This window comes from Acetobacter malorum (genome assembly GCF_001580615.1).
Classification (GTDB): domain Bacteria; phylum Pseudomonadota; class Alphaproteobacteria; order Acetobacterales; family Acetobacteraceae; genus Acetobacter; species Acetobacter malorum.
In genome coordinates, this window is sequence record NZ_LHZC01000052.1 from 1 (window position 1) to 17,875 (window position 17,875).

Annotated in this window: 17 protein-coding genes; 11 read left to right on the forward strand and 6 right to left on the reverse strand. The window is 58.1% G+C overall.

What is annotated here, in order from left to right:
• The 11 genes from AD930_RS09815 to AD930_RS09860 all read left to right on the forward strand — a co-directional run.
• On the forward strand, positions 1–280 hold a 280-nt coding region (locus AD930_RS09815), incomplete at its 5' end, for a transketolase C-terminal domain-containing protein (RefSeq protein ID WP_279615160.1).
• Positions 277–936, forward strand: coding sequence for an ABC transporter substrate-binding protein (locus AD930_RS09820; protein WP_244150561.1), 660 nt, complete (start codon positions 277–279; stop codon positions 934–936). The genes AD930_RS09815 and AD930_RS09820, both read left to right, overlap by 4 nt.
• Positions 937–1,009: 73 nt before the next feature.
• Positions 1,010–2,179 carry a bacteriohopanetetrol glucosamine biosynthesis glycosyltransferase HpnI gene (gene hpnI / locus AD930_RS09825; protein WP_061506105.1) on the forward strand — a complete coding sequence of 390 codons (1,170 nt, stop codon included), beginning with the start codon at positions 1,010–1,012 and terminating at the stop codon, positions 2,177–2,179.
• A 91-nt stretch (positions 2,180–2,270) separates the two neighbouring features.
• Entirely contained in the window at positions 2,271–3,695 is a 1,425-nt protein-coding gene (gene hpnJ / locus AD930_RS09830; RefSeq protein ID WP_043550193.1) for a hopanoid biosynthesis associated radical SAM protein HpnJ, read from the forward strand.
• A 58-nt stretch (positions 3,696–3,753) separates the two neighbouring features.
• Positions 3,754–4,605, forward strand: a complete 852-nt coding sequence (gene hpnK / locus AD930_RS09835; protein WP_061506106.1) for a hopanoid biosynthesis-associated protein HpnK — start codon at positions 3,754–3,756, stop codon at positions 4,603–4,605.
• A gap of 183 nt (positions 4,606–4,788) precedes the next feature.
• Positions 4,789–4,992 (forward strand): hypothetical protein, encoded by a 204-nt coding sequence (locus AD930_RS17845; RefSeq protein ID WP_156476971.1) that lies wholly within the window; start codon positions 4,789–4,791, stop codon positions 4,990–4,992.
• Between the two features lie 118 nt (positions 4,993–5,110).
• Positions 5,111–6,832, forward strand: coding sequence for a carbohydrate porin (locus AD930_RS09840; RefSeq protein ID WP_082781823.1), 1,722 nt, complete (start codon positions 5,111–5,113; stop codon positions 6,830–6,832).
• Between the two features lie 160 nt (positions 6,833–6,992).
• Positions 6,993–7,271 carry a hypothetical protein gene (locus tag AD930_RS09845; RefSeq protein ID WP_081894125.1) on the forward strand — a complete coding sequence of 93 codons (279 nt, stop codon included), beginning with the start codon at positions 6,993–6,995 and terminating at the stop codon, positions 7,269–7,271.
• Positions 7,262–7,816, forward strand: coding sequence for a dCTP deaminase (dcd, locus tag AD930_RS09850; protein ID WP_043550190.1), 555 nt, complete (start codon positions 7,262–7,264; stop codon positions 7,814–7,816). The genes AD930_RS09845 and dcd overlap by 10 nt, the downstream gene beginning before the upstream one ends.
• 4 nt (positions 7,817–7,820) lie before the next feature.
• The gene (gene murA, locus AD930_RS09855) at positions 7,821–9,083 is read left to right on the forward strand and encodes a UDP-N-acetylglucosamine 1-carboxyvinyltransferase (protein WP_043550189.1); all 1,263 of its coding nucleotides are present in this window, start codon (positions 7,821–7,823) and stop codon (positions 9,081–9,083) included.
• A 254-nt stretch (positions 9,084–9,337) separates the two neighbouring features.
• Positions 9,338–10,408 (forward strand): hypothetical protein, encoded by a 1,071-nt coding sequence (locus AD930_RS09860; RefSeq protein ID WP_061501875.1) that lies wholly within the window; start codon positions 9,338–9,340, stop codon positions 10,406–10,408.
• Between the two features lie 91 nt (positions 10,409–10,499).
• Here AD930_RS09860 and AD930_RS09865 read toward each other — a convergent pair whose 3' ends face one another.
• From AD930_RS09865 to budA, 6 genes are all read right to left on the reverse strand, one after another.
• Entirely contained in the window at positions 10,500–11,087 is a 588-nt protein-coding gene (locus tag AD930_RS09865) for a LutC/YkgG family protein (RefSeq protein WP_061506107.1), read from the reverse strand.
• Positions 11,087–12,496, reverse strand: a complete 1,410-nt coding sequence (locus AD930_RS09870) for a lactate utilization protein B (protein WP_061506108.1) — start codon at positions 12,494–12,496, stop codon at positions 11,087–11,089. The genes AD930_RS09865 and AD930_RS09870 overlap by 1 nt, the downstream gene beginning before the upstream one ends.
• A complete protein-coding gene (locus AD930_RS09875; RefSeq protein ID WP_043550183.1) occupies positions 12,493–13,236 on the reverse strand; it encodes a (Fe-S)-binding protein in 744 nt (247 codons plus the stop codon). Before AD930_RS09875 ends, AD930_RS09870 begins: the two co-directional genes overlap by 4 nt.
• Before the next feature lie 27 nt (positions 13,237–13,263).
• Positions 13,264–14,961: a thiamine pyrophosphate-binding protein gene (locus tag AD930_RS09880; protein WP_061506109.1), complete on the reverse strand. Its 1,698-nt coding sequence runs from the start codon at positions 14,959–14,961 to the stop codon at positions 13,264–13,266.
• 278 nt (positions 14,962–15,239) lie between these two features.
• Entirely contained in the window at positions 15,240–16,928 is a 1,689-nt protein-coding gene (gene alsS / locus AD930_RS09885; protein ID WP_061506110.1) for an acetolactate synthase AlsS, read from the reverse strand.
• Positions 16,929–16,985: 57 nt separating this feature from the next.
• Entirely contained in the window at positions 16,986–17,768 is a 783-nt protein-coding gene (budA, locus tag AD930_RS09890) for an acetolactate decarboxylase (protein ID WP_043550180.1), read from the reverse strand.
• Between the last annotated feature and the right edge of the window lie 107 nt (positions 17,769–17,875).

Here is a 17,875-nt window from a genome sequence, read left to right on the forward strand (position 1 = left end):
CCGTAACCATGCGGTGCTGATTACGCTGGAAGAAGGGGCCATTGGCGGGTTTGGCGCGCAGGTTGGCCAGCATCTGGCCAATACCGGCCTGCTGGACCATGTGCGCTTCCGCCCCATGACCCTGCCCGATATCTTCATCGACCATAACACGCAGGACGCCCAGTACGAGCAGGCCGGACTCACCGCCCCCCACATCGTCAAAACCGCTCTCAGCGCGCTGGGCATCGGAGACATGCTTTCAATGAACTTGCCAAACCGTGCTACGGGAACAAAATCATGAGCATGAAAACGATTTCTCTTCGCGCAGGGCTTGTGCTCGGTCTGGGCATGACTCTGCTTCCCGCCGCGGGCGTTACCCCGTTCGTTCCCGTTGCACACGCACAGTCGGCCCCGGCCACTGCTGAAAGTGCCCCTGTTCAGGCGCTGTATGCTGCTCTTGATAAAGCGCAGCATATGCACAGCAGCTTTGCAGAGCGCAGCCAGGTCGTCGGCGCTGGCGTGGATCAGGCGTTTGATCTGGATGCCGTGCTGCATGCCTCCATTGGCGTGCGCTATCAGGCACTCGCTCCGGCAGACAAAACCAAGCTGCTGGCAGCCTTCCGGGACTTCACCATCGCGCGGTATGTCTCCAGCTTCAAACCGGGGACTGATGCCCGATTCACCATGAAGCCGGGTCTTGAAAACTCCCCTGTGGGTGGTAACAAGATCGTGAACACCTATATCGGAGCAGATGACAGCATGCCCGGCACCCCGCTGAGCTACATCATGCACAGCACGCCGTCCGGCTGGAAAATTGTTGATGTTCTGCTGGGCGATTCCCGCATCAGTCAGGCTGCCGCCCAGCGTTCCGACTTCAGCTCCACACTCACCTCCGGTGGCGTTGCGGGCCTGATCAATGTCTTGGAACGTAAAGTTAAAACTTTCTCCAACGACTAAGCAGGATAACGAGCGTGATGCGTAGCGGACATACAAACTGCCCGGTCATGGGCCGCACAGCGGCTGGTTTGTAATGTCCGTTTTCTCCATTCTGGCGCTGGCCAGCAGTGGTCTGGCGGCAGCGGGCTGCCTTCAGTCCATTGCCGGAGCCTCTCTTCTGGCCCGCTTCCGGCGCACGGAGCGCCGGCCTGTTACGCTTAAACCCCTGCCGCCTGTAACCGTTCTCAAACCCCTGTATGGGGATGAGCCGTTACTGGAAGAAGCGCTGGAAAGTTTCTGTACGCAGGACTACCCCGAATTCCAGATTCTGTTTGGTGTGCGGGATCATGATGATCCCGCCATAGACATCGTGCATCGCCTGCAGGCGCGGCACCCGCATCTGGACATGCAGCTGATCGTGGATCCAACCGTCCATGGTATGAACCGCAAGATCAGCAATCTGATGAACATCCTGCCGCATGCCCGGCATGATCTGCTCATCATTTCCGATTCTGACATTCATGTCAGCCCGGATTACATGCTGCATATCGTCAGCGCCCTGCACAAACCCAATACCGGTCTGGTCACCACACTTTATGCGGGCCTGCCTGCGCATAACACCATTGTGCAGATGCTGGCCGCCTGCCAGATCAACCATAATTTTCTGCCCGGTGTGCTGCTCTCCCGCTATCTCGGGCGGCAGGACTGTCTGGGTGCCACCATGGCGCTGCGGCGCGATGTGCTGGAGGCAGTGGGCGGCCTAGAGGCTCTCCTGCCGCATGTGGCGGATGATGCCCTGCTGGGCCGTCTGGTCCGCATGCTGGGCAAAGATATCACCATTGCAGACTGTATGACCTGGACAACCATCGGTGAGCCCAGTTTTGCAGAGCTGCTCTCCCATGAACTGCGCTGGGGCCGGACGGTCTGCACGCTGGCTCCGGCTGGCTATGGGGCGTCTGCCATTCAGCTCCCGCTCTTCTGGGCCACGCTGGCGATCCTGTTTCAGCCTCACGCCCTCTGGCCACTTGTGCTGTTTGCGTGCGTCTGGACCATTCGGGTCATCACGGGGCTGGTCATTAACCGCGCAGTCGGCTCGCGCCCTGTCTGGCCGCTGCTGTTGCTCCCGGTGCGGGACTGGCTTTCCGCCGCTATTATGGTGGGCAGCGCCAGCGGCACACGGGTGGACTGGCGTGGGCAGACCATGCACGTAGCCCCCCACCCGGTCGGGCCTCCTCCGGCCAGCCAATTATCACCTGAAGGCTGAGACGGGTTGTCTCGCCTCTTCCGCAAGAGTAAATCCCTACCCATATTCTTCTGATTAACTCAGATCACATGCCTTTGCAGGACACAGAACAATGATGAGAACCCTCTTTCTCCAGCCTCCGTCCTTTGATGGCTTCGATGGCGGAGCTGGTTCGCGCTATCAGGCAAAGCGCGAAATCAAATCGTTCTGGTATCCGACATGGCTGGCCCAGCCTGCCGCCATGGTGGAAGGCAGCCGCCTGATTGATGCGCCCCCGGCCCGCATGGGCATGGAGCCGATTCTGGAAGACGTGAAGAACCGCGATCTGGTGATTCTGCACACCTCCACCCCGTCCTTCGCCAAGGACGTGCAGGTTGCTCAGATGCTCAAGGACGCCAACCCGAACCTGAAAATCGGGATGGTTGGGGCCAAGGTTGCCGTGCAGCCGGATGAAAGCCTGCTGAAGGGTGCCCCGATCGACTTCGTGGCCCGTAACGAATTTGACTACACCATCAAGGAAATTGCTGAAGGCCGTGACCTGAAGGATGTAGACGGCATTACATGGCGGAACGAGAAGGGTGAGATCATCACCAACCGTGACCGCGCCATGATTGAAGACATGGACAGCCTGCCCTTCGTGACCGAAGTGTACAAGCGTGATCTGAAGATTGAAGATTACTTCATCGGCTATCTGATGCACCCTTACATTTCCATCTATACGGGCCGTGGCTGTAAATCCCGCTGCACGTTCTGCCTGTGGCCGCAGACGGTGGGTGGCCATCGCTACCGCACACGCAGCCCGGAACATGTGGCTGCTGAAATCCGTCTGGCAAAGCAGTATTTCCCGCAGGTCAAAGAATTCTTCTTCGACGATGATACCTTCACCGATGATCTGCCGCGTGCGGAAGCCATTGCGCGTGAGCTGGGCAAGCTGGGTGTAACGTGGTCCTGTAACGCCAAGGCCAATGTGCCGCGTGAGACGCTGAAAGTCCTGCGTGACAACGGCCTGCGCCTGCTGCTGGTTGGCTATGAAAGCGGGAACCAGCAGATCCTGCACAACATCAAAAAGGGCATGCGTGTTGAAGTGGCGCGGGAGTTCACCAAGAACTGCCACGAACTCGGCATCAAGATCCACGGCACGTTCATTCTGGGTCTGCCGGGCGAAACGAAGGAAACCATTCAGGAAACCATCAACTTCGCCAAGGAAATCAACCCGCATACGCTGCAGGTTTCTCTGGCAGCACCGTACCCCGGCACAGCCCTGCACAAGCAGGCGACGGAAAACGGGTGGCTGGACGAAAGCAATGCGGAACTGATTGATGAAAACGGCGTGCAGATGGCTCCGCTGCACTACCCGCATCTGTCCCACACGGAAATCTTCAACAGCGTGGAAGAATTCTACAAGAAATTCTATTTCCGCGCGCCGAAGATTGCCTCCATCGTGAGCGAAATGGTCCGCTCCCCGCAGATGATGAAGCGTCGCCTGCGTGAAGGTGTGGAATTCTTCCACTTCCTGCGCGACCGTAACGCCGCCTGATTTCACACATCATGCCCCCGCCCGACTCCGGCTGCGCGGGGGCAGAGTTTTTTAGCCTATGAAGCGCGCCATAATTTCTGCCGATGATTTCGGCTTGTCGGTTGAAGTCAACGAGGCGATTGAAATCGCTCATCGTGATGGCCTGCTTTCCACAGCCAGCCTGATGGTGGCCGGCCCCGCAGCGGACGACGCCATTGAGCGCGCCAAACGCCTGCCCACTCTGGGCGTTGGCCTGCATCTTGTGGTGATTGAGGGCGCCTCCGTGCTCTCGCACCAGCGCCTGCCGCTTGTCACCGGGCCGGATGGCTGGTTTTCCTCCTCACAGCTTGGGCTGGGTGTGGACTATTTCTTCCGCCCGGAAGGCCGCAAGGAACTGGCAGCAGAAATTACCGCACAGTTTGAAGCCTTTGCCCGCACGGGCCTGCGGCTGGACCATGCCAACGCCCACAAGCACATGCATCTGCACCCCACAGTAGGCCGCATGATGATTGATATTGGCCGCCGCTACGGTCTGCGCGCCGTGCGTGTGCCGCTGGAACCGCCAGAGCCGCTTTACGCAGCCGGCACCTATACCGATACACTGGGCGATGCCGCCCTCCGCCGCTGGACAAAGCTGCTCCGCTATCAGGCCCGCTCGGCAGGCATGGCCACCAATGACTGGTGCTTTGGTCTGGCATGGAGCGGCCATATGACGCCGGACCGGGTTGCGGCTTTAGCCGCCCATCTGCCCGAAGGTGTTTCGGAAATCTATTTTCACCCCGCCACACATAAAAATGCTTTGCTGCAAAAACTGATGCCGACCTATGAGCATGAGGCAGAATTTGAAGCCCTGTGTTCCAGCGGGTTCCGCACCGGGCTGGAGCAGGCTCATGCCACACCTTGCGGATGGCAGGATATTTTACCAGCCTGAAGAACCGCTCCTGTTATAACAACTTGTTATAATATGATATATTTACCACAATTTTCGCAATTTACCGCGCGCCTCTCCTCAAGATCCTGTCATATCTTGCAGAGCGCGTTGACCGCCCCCCTGCTTTCTGATTGTAATTCTGACTGACCAGTTAAATAACAATAAAGAAACGGTCTCCTTATCATGTCAGAATGCCTCTTCCCGCATTCGTTCTGCCAAGCGGCATCCTATGCTGCCTTACGGGAAGAACGGATTGAAGGACTGCCCTCTTTTTCTGCCCGCACTCCGGTCGGGCTGATAGCTGGTCTTGCCCGCCGTCAGCTATGGTCTGCAAACGTGGCGTGTGTACACGGGCCTGCCGGGCACGCATTCCCACGCCAGCCATAAGGCAGACGCAGGTTTTAGACCTGCTTGCCTGACGGGCTCAGATGCCGGACGCCCTCGGTTTTTGCCGTCCTTGTCCGGCCCATATCCCCCATAAAAATCAAAAAGACTGACTGCGGATATGATCTCACATAGACCACGCTCCTCTGCAGTGCGCCGTGCCTCACTGCGTGCTCCCTTCTGTTTTACCTCAGCGCTGGTGGGCCTGCTGGGCCTAGAGGCAGGCGGCACTCTGGCGTATGCCGCCCCCCTCGCCAGACAAACGCCGGTATCCCCTGTTTCGGACGTCATCATCAGTCCGGATAGCAAGGCGCGCGCCAATCCGCCGATGTCAGACCGACCCGTGGATGCAGAAGCCATGGGGCCGGAACTCTCGGCCATCCGGCGGCCGCCCAATACACCGATCCCGCCAAGTGGTGTGCCACTGCTCCCAACCCCCAGCTTTGCAACCATGAGCTTCACGCCCCTGATGCCGTCGGAAGACAAGAACTCCGCCCATCAGATTGAACTGGACGCACTCCTGCCGAGCGAAGGCCCCTCAGCCCTGCTCCCGCCTCGCCTCGATGCCCTGCGCGACTCTGACCTCAATGACCCGTACTACGTGCCTACGGCGGGCTCCGGGCACCTGCTGCGCGCCATTGACCCCATGCGGGAATGGTTGCGCAAGCGCGGCTTTACCTTCTCCTTCTCCTACAAAGGGGAAGCGATGGGGCTGATGAGCGGCGGCATAGAAAAAGGCATGAGCTATGTGCATGAACTGACGTTACAGGCCATTTTCGATCTCCAGAAAATGGCGGGGCTGAACGGGTGGTCCGTGCATACGCTGGTCATGGAACGCGCCGGGAAAGCTATCCAGAACGGGCGCGTAGGTGAGTATTATGTCGCTCTGCAGGAGGTCTATAGCCTCTCCGGTAACGTGGCCGCGCATCTGGTGGATTTCTACGCCGAGAAGAAAATGATGCAGAACCGGCTGGACCTCACCTTTGGCCGTATGTCGCTCACCCATGTGTTCGCAACGTCGCCGCTGCTCTGCTCCTTCATGGTCACCTGTTCAGCCCCCGTCGGGCTCAAGCAGAACCCGGCCATGAGCGTGTATCCCAAAGCCACATGGGGTGGCCGCCTGCGCTTCCGCCCTACGCGTGATACCGCCGTGCAGGTGGGGGCCTATTCCGTGAGTGCGCTGACGGACAACCCCAGCGGCTGGTCATGGGGTGCGGAAAACACGACCGGGCTTTCCCTGCCCATCGAATTCACATGGCAACCGTTTTTGACCCGCAACCGGATGCCCGGCCATTACGTGATTGGCTATGCGCACGACACCACGCGCTATGCCGATAAGATCAGCTCGGTTTATCCCGCCAGACTGGCGGATGTCCGCCGAGGCACACGGTCCGCGCCGGCTGATATGGTGTGGATGGAAGCAGACCAGATGGTGTACCGTCTGGGTGGCCGTAACATGATGGCCGGTGGCTATCTGATGGCAGGCTATGTCCACACCACACCCCGCGTTGCGAACATTTCCGATCAGGCTTATGGCGGTTTTTCCATGGTCGGCATGATCCCCGGCCGCCTGACGGACCGGTTTGGCGTGCTCTACTCCTGGTATCATGTCAGCCACCGGCGGCGGCTCAGCCAGCAGCTGGCGCAGGATGCCGGCCTGCCTCTGGGCTCTACCATTCATGGCGTGCAGAACAGTTCACACATTATCGAGGCCTATTACGGCATTGATGCCTTCCCCGGTATCCTGATCCAGCCGGAATTCCAGTACATGATCCACCCCGGTGAAACACGCCGCATCCCCAACGCCGCCATGGCGGGGCTGAAGCTGATCGCCAACCTCTGATGAGCCACAAAGACTAAGACCAGAGGCAGGATGCAGGCCTGATACAGACTGCATCCTGCCGGAAGATGAGTTTGTGCCGGGAATGCCCCGGCAGGACCCTAGGCATGGCAGCATCGCTCTGCTACTCAGCAGGACGAACGTTCATTTCTGCGATCCTGGCATGACTGATACGCCTTCTTCCTCCTCGTCCGGCACCCGACTGTCTCCCAAAGCGGAGACGGCGCGTGCAGAGCGCGCGGCCCGTCAGGCTGCCGCCCTGCGAGCCAACCTGCGCAGACGCAAACAGCAGGCGCGCAGCAGAGAAGAGATGGAAGCCGAGGCCCCCATCAGCCAGCCGGACGCCTCTTCCTCACCTTCCGGGCCGGATGAACGTACGGCCCGACAGACCTCATCCGCTCAAAACGACCCGGATAATGGAGATATGCCACCATGCCAGTGATGCCCGATACATGGATCCGCCGTATGGCGCAGGATCACGGCATGATCGAACCGTTTGTGGAATCCCAGAAGCGCGAAGGCGTGATTTCCTACGGCCTGTCCTCCTACGGCTATGATGCCCGCGTGGCGGATGACTTCCGTATTTTCACGGATGTGAACAACGCCATTGTGGACCCCAAGAACTTCAGCCCCGATGGCTTTGTGTCCCGCAAGGCGGATGAATGCATCATTCCGCCCAACAGCTTTGTGCTGGCCCACACCATTGAATATTTCCGCATCCCGCGGGATGTGCTGGTGGTCTGCCTTGGCAAATCCACCTACGCGCGTTGCGGCATTATTGTGAACGTGACCCCGCTGGAACCGGAATGGGAAGGCCAGGTCACCATCGAGATCAGCAACACCACGCCGCTGCCGGCCCGCATTTATGCGAACGAGGGCATCTGCCAGTTCCTGTTCTTCAAGGGTGAAACCCCGTGTGAGACCAGCTACGCAGACCGCTCCGGCAAATATATGGGCCAGCGTGGCGTTGCCACGCCGCGTATGTAAGCCCATGGATCGGTTTATTATTCGGGGCGGTCGCCCCCTGCATGGCGAAATCACCATCGGTGGCGCGAAAAACGCCGGTCTGAAACTGCTGGTCGCGGGTCTGCTGACCTCCGAGCGGCTGGTGCTGACCAACGTGCCGCATATTGCCGATATCGCCACCATGCAGGCGTTGCTGCGCCAGCACGGTCTGACCGTGGAAACGGTGAATGGTGACAAGACGAAGCTTTCCGTTGGTGGTGACATTACCAGCACGGAAGCGCCTTACGATATCGTCTCCAAAATGCGCGCCTCCATTCTGGTGCTGGGGCCTCTGCTGGCCCGCTGCCGGGAAGCCCGCGTGTCCCTGCCCGGTGGCTGCGCCATTGGCACCCGCCCCGTGGACCTACACCTGAAAGGGCTGGAAACGCTCGGCGCCAAGATCACGCTGGAAAATGGCTACATCAACGCCCGCGCGCCCAACGGCCTGACGGGGGACCGGATTGTGCTGCCGTTTGCCTCCGTGGGGGCCACCGAAAACCTGATGATGGCCGCCACGCTGGCGCATGGCCGCACGGAAATTGTCAACGCGGCGCGTGAGCCGGAGATGGTGGATCTGGCAGACTGCCTGAACGCCATGGGTGCGCGCATTACCGGCGCTGGCACAGGGCACATCATTATTGATGGCGTGGAAGCCCTGCACGGGGCGGAACACCGCATCATGCCGGACCGGATTGAATGCGGCACCTATGCCTGCGCCGCTGCCATTACCGGCGGCGACCTCCGCCTTGTAGGCGGCAGCGTGGACCATCTGGGCGCTGTAGTCCGGGCTTTTGAAGAAGCCGGTGTGGAAGTCACGCAGGAAGGTGATGCCATGCGGGTGCGCCGTACCGGTGCGCTGCGCGGCATTGATATCATGACGGAACCCTATCCGGGCTTCCCGACCGATATGCAGGCCCAGTTCATGGCGCTGCTTTCCGTGGCGGAAGGCGCGTCCATGATTACGGAAACCATTTTTGAAAACCGCTTCATGCATGTGCCGGAACTCAACCGGATGGGCGCACGCATTAACGTTCATGGCTCTTCCGCCATTATTCGTGGTGTGCACAGCCTGTCTGGCGCTCCTGTGATGGCGACGGACCTGCGGGCGTCCTTCTCCCTCATTCTGGCGGGCCTTGCCGCCCATGGGGAAACCATCCTCAGCCGCGTCTATCATCTGGACCGGGGTTATGAGGCTGTAGAACGCAAACTGGCCGCCTGTGGCGCCCAGATTGAACGCGTCAAAGGCTAACTGTTTTTCTGCGGGGCTGGTTGGCATTCTGCCTACAGCCTCGCAGCAGAATATTCCCTTTTCCGGCAAAACACCACCGCACGGGCGTAGGCCACGCATCCTGTTTGTCATAGTGTCAGACAGGACAAGACTACCCAGCCCAGCATATCCGAGGCGCCTTTACACCGCAGGGATAGACCGCCGAGGGTTATCCCTCATCACTCCCCGCCTTTCTGAAACAAAGACCCGACTCCCTCCATCCGGATCTCTGCTCCATGTTTAAAGCCGCTCCCAAACTCCTGCTTGGCGCCCTGCTGCTTTTAACCGGCTGTTATAATATCGGGTCCCGGCGGCTGGATCAGGATCAGAGTGACTATTCCTTCGCGCTTATCACCGCAGGTAAACGCCAGACGCTGCTGAATATTGTGCGGCTACGCTATGCCGACACACCCGGCTTTCTGGACACTACACAGCTTATTTCCGGCTATCAGCTTCAGCGGAGTTTTGCTGTCGGGGTTGGTACAGCAAGCCCTGTGAGGCCGAGCGGCAATGCCGGGATCCAGTTTCAGGAGAGCCCGACCTTTACCTTTCAGCCTGTCACGGGCGATGCCTATGCGCAAAGCTTCCTGCGCCCCATGCCGATTGGCAGCCTGCTTCCGCTGGCCATGGGTGGTTTGCCGATTGATGTGCTGTTCCGGCTGGCAGTGCAGTCGGTTAACCTCATCAGCAATGCCGGGTCCATTGGGGGCGATGTTGGGCGCGGCTCCCCGGAATTTTTTGAACTCATTCATGACCTGCGCGTGTTGCAGGTTGCAGGACTGCTCGGCATTCAGCTTGAGCATAGCGCCGAAATTCCTGGAAAAACGCCGTCTTTTGACCGGGTATTTCTAAACGTTTCCTCTACAGATAACCCCATTCTGGCAGAGACCGTTTACGAAACGCGCCGCTTTTTCCAGATGAAGCCCAAAGATGAGCGTGTGGAAGTGGTCTACGGCGCAGGCCAGCCACGCCCGGGGCAAATCCGTATTCTGACCCGCACCATGCTGGGTGCGCTGGGGCAGATTGCCTATCAGATTGACGTGCCACAGGACGATATTACGTCCGGACGCACACAGCCCAGAATTCAGCTTATCGGGCGTGAGACAAAACCCATTGTGGTTGTGCATGTTGGCAAAACGGTGCCGGACAACACCTTCACCTCTGTCCAATACGATAAGAAATACTACTATATTTATGAAAATGATTTTGATAGCAAACTGGCTTTTACAATGCTGCAAATTCTTCTGGAACTTTCCAAAACAACCAAAAGCCCGGGGACAATTGTCACAATTCCCGTCAATGGGTGAGCAAAACAGCGCACCCCTCCTGCAAAACATAGCATAAAAAAAGCCGGATCAGGGTTCTCCCCAATCCGGCTTTTCTAAGTTCAGGCTGGTGTTATTCCCACCAGACAGACAGGGAGCGCACACCCTGCGCGCCACGGATCAGCACGCCCTGAATATCTGCCGTGGCAGAGGGGCCAGTCATCAGCACACCGTAGTTTGCCGTATGGAATTCCGGCCGCTCGACATAGGCCGTGTGCATATTGGCTGTCAGATTTTTCTCGGACAGAATAACCACAATATGCTGCGTCAGATGCGCCGCGGAATTCAGGCTGTTCAGTTGGGCTTCACTCAAAAAGATAGAGCCCATTTCTGAAATCCCGAACGGGCTGCGCACCACCAGCACATCCGTCGCGGCTGCCTGCTGCGGAGACGTCACATCTTCCAGCCGTATGGTGCCTTCAAAATCCGGCACAGCGGAACAGATGATCTTGGCATCAGGGAAGCGCCGCGCAATGGCCGTAGCCAGCGTGTCGCCTTCCTGCGGCAGCAGAATCTGGCCGCCCAGAAGCTGAAGAGCATCTTCAAAGCGCGCTTTACCGGCATCCATATCCCCCAGCACGGCAACGGGAGGCAGTTCATGCGCAGCAGGGTCCGGGCGGTTGGCCCGGAGCGTTGCCAGAATTGTATCACGGGAACTCATCAGGCTTTCCCTCCCTGTGACTCTTTTTTGTTTTTAAGGCGGTTTTGCTTATACCAGGTATGGAAGGTCTGCTTGACCGGATGCGGCAGTTCGCGGTGCTTGCCCCACGGGTTCAGCCAGTTATACAGCACAAAGCGCGGCAGGGTGCTCAGGGCGACTTCCGTGCCGTTAATAGCCGTGCGGTACAGGGTCGGCTGGCCCATCAGCTTACCGGCCATATGCATGATTTCCCGTTTCACAAACGGCAGTTCATGATGTTCGACCAGCACACGACGCCACTTATAAAGCTGCTCGTGGATGTTGATTTTAACCGGGCAGACGTTTGTACAGCTCCCGTTCATGGTGGAAGCAAACGGCAGCGTGCTGTATTTCCGCTCGTTAAAGGTCGGGTCGATAATCGCGCCAATCGGGCCGGAATAAACAGCCCCGTAGGACAGACCACCGGAACGACGATACACCGGGCAGGTATTCATGCACGCGCCGCAGCGGATGCATTTAAGCGACGTCCAGAACTCTTCCATCCCCAGACGCGCAGACCGCCCGTTATCCACCAGCACGATATGCATTTCGCCGCCCTTCTGCGGGCCACGGAAATGCGTGGTGTACTGTGTGATGGGAGAGCCCAGAGCACTGCGGGACAGCAGACGGATAAACACACCCATATCCGCCATACGGGGCACAATGCGTTCAATCCCCAGAGTAGCAATGTGCAGGTTCGGCACAGTGGCACTCAGGTCCGCATTGCCTTCATTGGTGCAGACAACAAAAGTGCCCGTTTCCGCCACCAGGAAGTTGCCACCCGTCATCCCGGAATCCGCTGTCAGAATAACCGGGCGGGCTGCCATACGCTGTGATTCCGCCAGAGACTGCGGGCTGTCGTCGTTCGGGTCGGTGTTATAATTTTTGGCAAAAATCTTCGCCACGTCCGGCACCAGCTTATGCACGGCGGGCACCACAATATGGCTCGGCATCTGGCCATCAAGCTGCTGAATGCGCTCGCCCAGATCCGTTTCCGTCACGGTCACACCGCGCGGCTCCAGATAAGCGCGCATGTCGCACTCTTCCGTGACCATGGATTTGCTTTTGATCAGCGACTTTGCGCCATGTTTTTCCAGAATCTCACCGACAATGCGGTTATGTTCCGCACCATCCGCCGCCCAGTGAACATGAATACCGTTCTTTTTGGCATTGGCTTCAAACTGCTCCAGATATTCGGGCAGGTTGGCCAGCGTATGCTCTTTAATGGCGGAGGCCCGGCTGCGCAGCTCCTGCCATTCCGGCAGCAGGTGCATCTGCTGGTCGCGCTTCTGGCGCATGTCCCACAGGCGCTCATCATGGAAGGTCAGATGCGGGGCATCGTCCAGAAACTCTTCCGCTGCCTTGGCGTGATTGACGGGTTTGACCTTCATGACCGCGCTCCGTTCAGAATTTCAGCGATATGAATAAAGCGGATAGGCACACCGCCACGTTCTGCACAGCCCTGCTGGTGCATGGTGCAGGAGGTATCCGCCGAGACAATATATTCCGCACCAGCCTGATAATGATCTTTGACCTTATCCAGCCCCATACGAGCAGACACAGCCTCTTCCGTCACCGAGAACGTGCCGCCAAACCCGCAGCATTCATCCGGGCGTTTGGGGGTTGCGAAGGAAATGCCCTTAACCTTGGTGAGCAGATCCATTGGCTTGGAGAAATACGGTTCCCCCAGTTCGGACATGCTGGCCGTACGCAGGGCGCGCAGGGTGCCGCAGCTATTATGCAGGCCGACCTTGTGCGGGAATTCCGCCCAGGGGAATTCTTCAACCTTTAGAATATCGTGCAGAAATTCGACCAGCTCAAACGTGTTTTTGCGAACATGTTTGACCTCTTCCGTCTGGGGGATGGCATCAAAATTATCCCGCACATGGTGCGTGCAGCTGCCAGACGGCATGACAATGGCATCATACTTGGCAAAGTTGCGCACAAAGAGGGCTTCTGCTGCGGCGGCGTCCGAATTACAGCCAGAGTTGGCCATGGGCTGACCACAGCAGGTCTGATCCATCGGGTATTCCACGTCCTGACCCAGCTTTTCCAGCAGTTCCAGCGTGGCGATACCCGCGTTTGGATAAAACGCATCAATATAACACGGAATAAAAAGACCTATTTTCATGCAAACCCCCGACGGTAGAACAGGTTTTCAGCCTGTTGTAATCATGATCTCAACAAGAGAGGGGCCATCGGAAGCCAGCGAAGCCTCAATGGCGGGTGCGATATCAGAGGCGCGTGTCACCCGGCAGGATGGCACACCCATGGATTTCGCCATGGCCTGATAGTCGATACTCGGATTAACAATATCCATAGCCGGATATGTTCCCTCACGTGCAGAAAGGTAATCTTTCTGTTGTCTCATGAAGTTTTTGAGAACGTTATATTCCTGATTGTTCATCACCACGAACGTGACAGGAAGTTTTTCATGCGCGGCGGTCCAGATGGCCTGCGGGGAATAAAGTGCCGCGCCATCCCCCACCAGAGAGACCACGCGGTCCCGCCCTAACCCCAGAGACGCCCCAACAGCTGCGGGCATGCCCCAGCCAAGAGCGCCACCGCGCAAAAAGGAATACTGGCCCGGCCATGCGCTTTCCAGAAACAGCCGGACGTCGGATGAGGTTGCAATGGCCTCATCCACAATCGCCACATCCGGGCCAATGGCCCGCACAGCCTCCCATGCCGCCACACGCGGCGGGATAGCGGCCTCATTGCGCCGGGCTTTGGCTTCCGCCACAGCTTCGGCCCGCTGGGCACGCCGCGCCTGCGCCACCTGCTCGGCCTGTGCAGCATAATCTGCCTGATGCGGCGTTGCGGCTTTCTGCAGCAGCGGCAGCAATGCCTGCAGGGAGGCTTTGATATCCCCCACAACAGAAAGCGGCGTGTTAAAGGTGCGGCCAAGGTCACGCACATCGGAGGACATCTGATACACAGAGCAGCCCGGCGGCAGAGCCGGACCTTCCGTGTAGAGAATGGTGATGAGCGATTTGCCACCCAGAGCGAAAATCGCATCATACGCACTCAGCCGTTCAGCAATGGCTGTGGCCTGCGTGGGCAGATTGCCGCACCACAGCGGATGCGCGGTGGGAAACGGCACGCGAGACGGCCAGGACGACCCAAAAACCGGCGCACCCAGACATTCCGCAACGGCAGCCACTTCTGCTGCGGCATCGGACGCATAGACTTCATCGCCCGCAATCAGAGCAATGCGGCCCGGCGCGATGCTCGTCAGAGCTTTAGCCAGATCGTCCAGCCCGCCCGCTACAGAGGAGCGGTTGATAACGGACGGCGTGCCGATATCAACCCCACTCATTTCTTCCATCACGTCCATCGGCAGAGAGAGGAAGACCGGTCCGGCCGGGGCAGCCATGGAATCGTGAAAGGCGCGACGCAGCAGAACGGGCAACTGGTCCGCATGAGCCACTTCCTGCGCCCATTTTACGGCGGGGCGGGCAATCTGCACCAGATCCCCAAACAGGAGCGGATCGGAAATGGTATGGCGGGAATCCTGCTGCCCAGCGGTGACAACCAGTGGCGTCTGGGAAACACTGGCATTCAGCAGATTGCCCATACCATGCCCCAGCCCACCAGCGGTGTGCAGGTTCAGGAAGCCGGGTTTACGGGCTGCCTGCGCATAGCCATCCGCCATGGCCACAACACTGGCTTCCTGCAAGCCCAGAATATAGGAGACATTCGGGATTTCCAGCAGGGCATCCATCAGGGGCAATTCGGTTGTGCCGGGATTGCCAAAAATATACTCAACACCCTCACTGCGCAGAATTTCGAGCAGCACTGCTGCCCCGCGCCGCATGCCACTCTGCCCGGCTGCATCAAGCGATGAAATCTGCATTCCGATTATCCTTCTGTTGTGCCCTGCAAAGACCTGTCTGCCTGAACTTTCAGGCAGCCTCGCCCTTTATGGCACCCCATCTGTCATCTGGTAACTGCCCCTCAACAGCCGAGGAAACAGCGCAGACTCTCTCTGCCAACGGGCACGCATGCCCAGCCGTCCGGCAAAGATGATGATCTTCCTGCATAATCAGCCCTTAATCTGCATATAGCGCCTTCTGTTATAACAGAAAGCGCCACATTAAAACAGTTAGAAACAGATTTCTGCTCTGAAAGTTATCAGGCTGCTGCGGATGTTTCCCCAAGCTGGGCCAGCGGCTTCATCAGCAGGTGGTTCTGGGAGTAATCAACCGGCACAGCAATCACCACTGGGCCTTCAATATCCATGGCGGCCTTCAGAGCCTTCCCAACGCCATCAGCAGAGGTAACGGTAATCCCCTTGGCGCCACAGGCTTCTGCATACATGGCGAAGTCGATCGGCCCGAACTCCACGCCGGAGCCACGACCGTATTTCTTCTTCTCCTGCATTTCCACCATGTTGTAGGCCTGATCAATCCAGACCATGTGGATCAGGTTACACTTCAGGCGCACAGCGGTTTCAAGCTCCATGCTGGACATCATGAACCCGCCATCACCCGAGATGGAAATCACCTTCTGCGCCGGGTTCACCAGACTTGCGGCAATACCCCACGGCAGGCCAACACCCATGGTCTGCTGACCATTACTGATCAGAACCTGACGGGCACGGAAGGACAGCAGATACCGCGCCAGCCAGATATGGAACGTGCCCATATCAAGGCACAGCGTGACATCCGGAGTGACAATCTGCTCAAGTTCCCGCACAATCTGCAGCGGATGCACAGCCGTGCTGCTCGTGCTGCGGGCATCACGCAGAGCGCCGGAGCGAGCGACCTTGTAGCCTTCCAGAATGGCTTCCAGTTGCGGCGCACGGGCCAGCTTGCCAGCTTGCTGCGCAAGGGCTTTCACCGTCGGGGCAATTTCACCCACCAGTTCGACAACCGGCACGAAAGCGTTATCGAGTTCAGCCGCGACAATATCAATATTGATGATCTTGCGGGCGTCATTCACATTCCACAGCCAGGGATCATATTCCACCGGGTTGTAACCCACGGTCACAACCACATCGGCTTCATGCAGAAGCTGGTCACCATGCTGGTTGCGGAACAGCCCAACGCGGCCACCAAAACGATCCACCAGTTCATGCGAGACCGCACCGGCGGCCTGATAGGTGCCAACAACCGGCACGCCCGTGGTTGCCACAAAAGCACGCACGGCTTCCGCCACATCCGGGCGGCTGGCCAGCAGGCCCAGCAGCACAACCGGGCGCTTTGCGTTTTTCAGCAGTTTTGCGGCTTCTGCAATCGCATCCGCAGCAGCGGTACCGGTTTTTGGCACAGCGCGGTCCGCCAGCACAGGGGCATCAGCCGGCATGGACAGCACATCCATTGGCGTGCTGACAAAAGACGCACCCGGACGGCCACTTTCTGCAAATCGGAAGGCGTTGGCCATGACTTCAGAAATTGCCAGAGGGTTGGTAATTTCCACGCTGTATTTGGTAATCGGCTTAAACAGGCTGACGGTATCCATGGTCTGATGCGTCAGCTTCAGGCGGTCAGCCAGCTTCACCGCACCACCAATCGCCAGAACCGGGTCACCTTCTGAGTTTGCCGTTGCCAGACCTGTCACAAAATTGGAGGCACCCGGGCCGGATGTTGCAATCGCCACACCTGCCTTACCTGTCAGACGGCCAAGGCCACCGGCAATAAAGGCTGCATTCTGCTCGTGCCGGGTCACCACAGTTTCAATGGGGGAATCAACCAGCGCGTCAAACAGGCGGTCAACCTTGGCACCGGGAATCCCGAAAACATGGGTTACGCCATGTGCCACCAGATTTTTGACAATAAGCTCCGCACCGCATTGTGCGGCGTGATCAGAAGGCTTGGTCATTTCTTTAAGTCCTGCAAAAAGACCACTGCACACGGGGCGCAGTGGTCAAAAAAAGCCTCAGCCGCCTTCGGCAATCCGAATGGCTTCACTCAGATGCTCAGGATTAAGGTTTGCTTTTGCAAACTGCTCTGTGCGCGGCAGCTGAATTTCAAGATCGGAGATCACGGCAACCTCAAGCTGGCCACGCACCAGCCGGTATTCTGTCACGTGACCACCGCGTTTCTGGTCTTCCGTCAGGAAGTGCAGATGGTAACCCGCCACGTTCACACCCTGCATATAAACCGGGGTGCGGAAGCCGATCATGGTGCCGGTCACGGATTCCATGGTCAGAGTGGGCTGTTTTTTCACAACGTCCAGCATGTGCGGATAGGGCTTGCACTGGCAGAACACCGTGCGCGTATCGACCCGCTCAAACTGCCCGGTAAACCGCACCGCACCAAACAGGTTGGGGTTACCCACCAGCTGGTCAACCAGAGCCTCAAACGTTTCCTTTGTTTGAGGTGTATCAATATTGAGCGTTTTTTCCGGCTCAAAATATGTCACGCAGGCAAAAGGCGTTTTGAGAGAACCGGGAACTTTGGCAGCCTGCCCTTCTGCGCGGAACTGACGGGCGACACCATCCGTCACAATCATTTCGCCATCCAGCGCGTTGAACGTGCCAAGCCCGAAATTGCCGTGATGCAGCACTTCGTCCAGTGTGGTTTCGCCATCGTACACGGCATCCAGCAGAGCGGCCATGGTGGAGGTCTGGTAAAGACGGTTGGCGACGGGTTTCTTACCCACACCGTTTCCGAGTGCAGAAGACCGAACGTCCATGTCTGCCACCGGGCTGTTCTTCATGCTGCGCACTGTTCCAAACTCATTGTTGCTGATCTCTATGTGCAGACGTTATTACAGCGCGAGCTAGTCTTCCAATATATATTGAACGCATTATCCATATCCTATAA

Excerpts from the sequence above, each read along its gene's own strand:
- AD930_RS09820 (WP_244150561.1), top strand. The coding sequence starts at position 277 with ATGAGCATGAAAACGATTTCTCTTCGCGCAGGGCTTGTGCTCGGTCTG.
- hpnI (WP_061506105.1), top strand. The coding sequence starts at position 1,010 with ATGTCCGTTTTCTCCATTCTGGCGCTGGCCAGCAGTGGTCTGGCGGCA.
- hpnJ (WP_043550193.1), top strand. The coding sequence starts at position 2,271 with ATGATGAGAACCCTCTTTCTCCAGCCTCCGTCCTTTGATGGCTTCGAT.
- hpnK (WP_061506106.1), top strand. The coding sequence starts at position 3,754 with ATGAAGCGCGCCATAATTTCTGCCGATGATTTCGGCTTGTCGGTTGAA.
- AD930_RS17845 (WP_156476971.1), top strand. The coding sequence starts at position 4,789 with ATGTCAGAATGCCTCTTCCCGCATTCGTTCTGCCAAGCGGCATCCTAT.
- AD930_RS09840 (WP_082781823.1), top strand. The coding sequence starts at position 5,111 with ATGATCTCACATAGACCACGCTCCTCTGCAGTGCGCCGTGCCTCACTG.
- AD930_RS09845 (WP_081894125.1), top strand. The coding sequence starts at position 6,993 with ATGACTGATACGCCTTCTTCCTCCTCGTCCGGCACCCGACTGTCTCCC.
- dcd (WP_043550190.1), top strand. The coding sequence starts at position 7,262 with ATGCCAGTGATGCCCGATACATGGATCCGCCGTATGGCGCAGGATCAC.
- murA (WP_043550189.1), top strand. The coding sequence starts at position 7,821 with ATGGATCGGTTTATTATTCGGGGCGGTCGCCCCCTGCATGGCGAAATC.
- AD930_RS09860 (WP_061501875.1), top strand. The coding sequence starts at position 9,338 with ATGTTTAAAGCCGCTCCCAAACTCCTGCTTGGCGCCCTGCTGCTTTTA.
- AD930_RS09865 (WP_061506107.1), bottom strand. The coding sequence starts at position 11,087 with ATGAGTTCCCGTGATACAATTCTGGCAACGCTCCGGGCCAACCGCCCG.
- AD930_RS09870 (WP_061506108.1), bottom strand. The coding sequence starts at position 12,496 with ATGAAGGTCAAACCCGTCAATCACGCCAAGGCAGCGGAAGAGTTTCTG.
- AD930_RS09875 (WP_043550183.1), bottom strand. The coding sequence starts at position 13,236 with ATGAAAATAGGTCTTTTTATTCCGTGTTATATTGATGCGTTTTATCCA.
- AD930_RS09880 (WP_061506109.1), bottom strand. The coding sequence starts at position 14,961 with ATGCAGATTTCATCGCTTGATGCAGCCGGGCAGAGTGGCATGCGGCGC.
- alsS (WP_061506110.1), bottom strand. The coding sequence starts at position 16,928 with ATGACCAAGCCTTCTGATCACGCCGCACAATGCGGTGCGGAGCTTATT.
- budA (WP_043550180.1), bottom strand. The coding sequence starts at position 17,768 with ATGAAGAACAGCCCGGTGGCAGACATGGACGTTCGGTCTTCTGCACTC.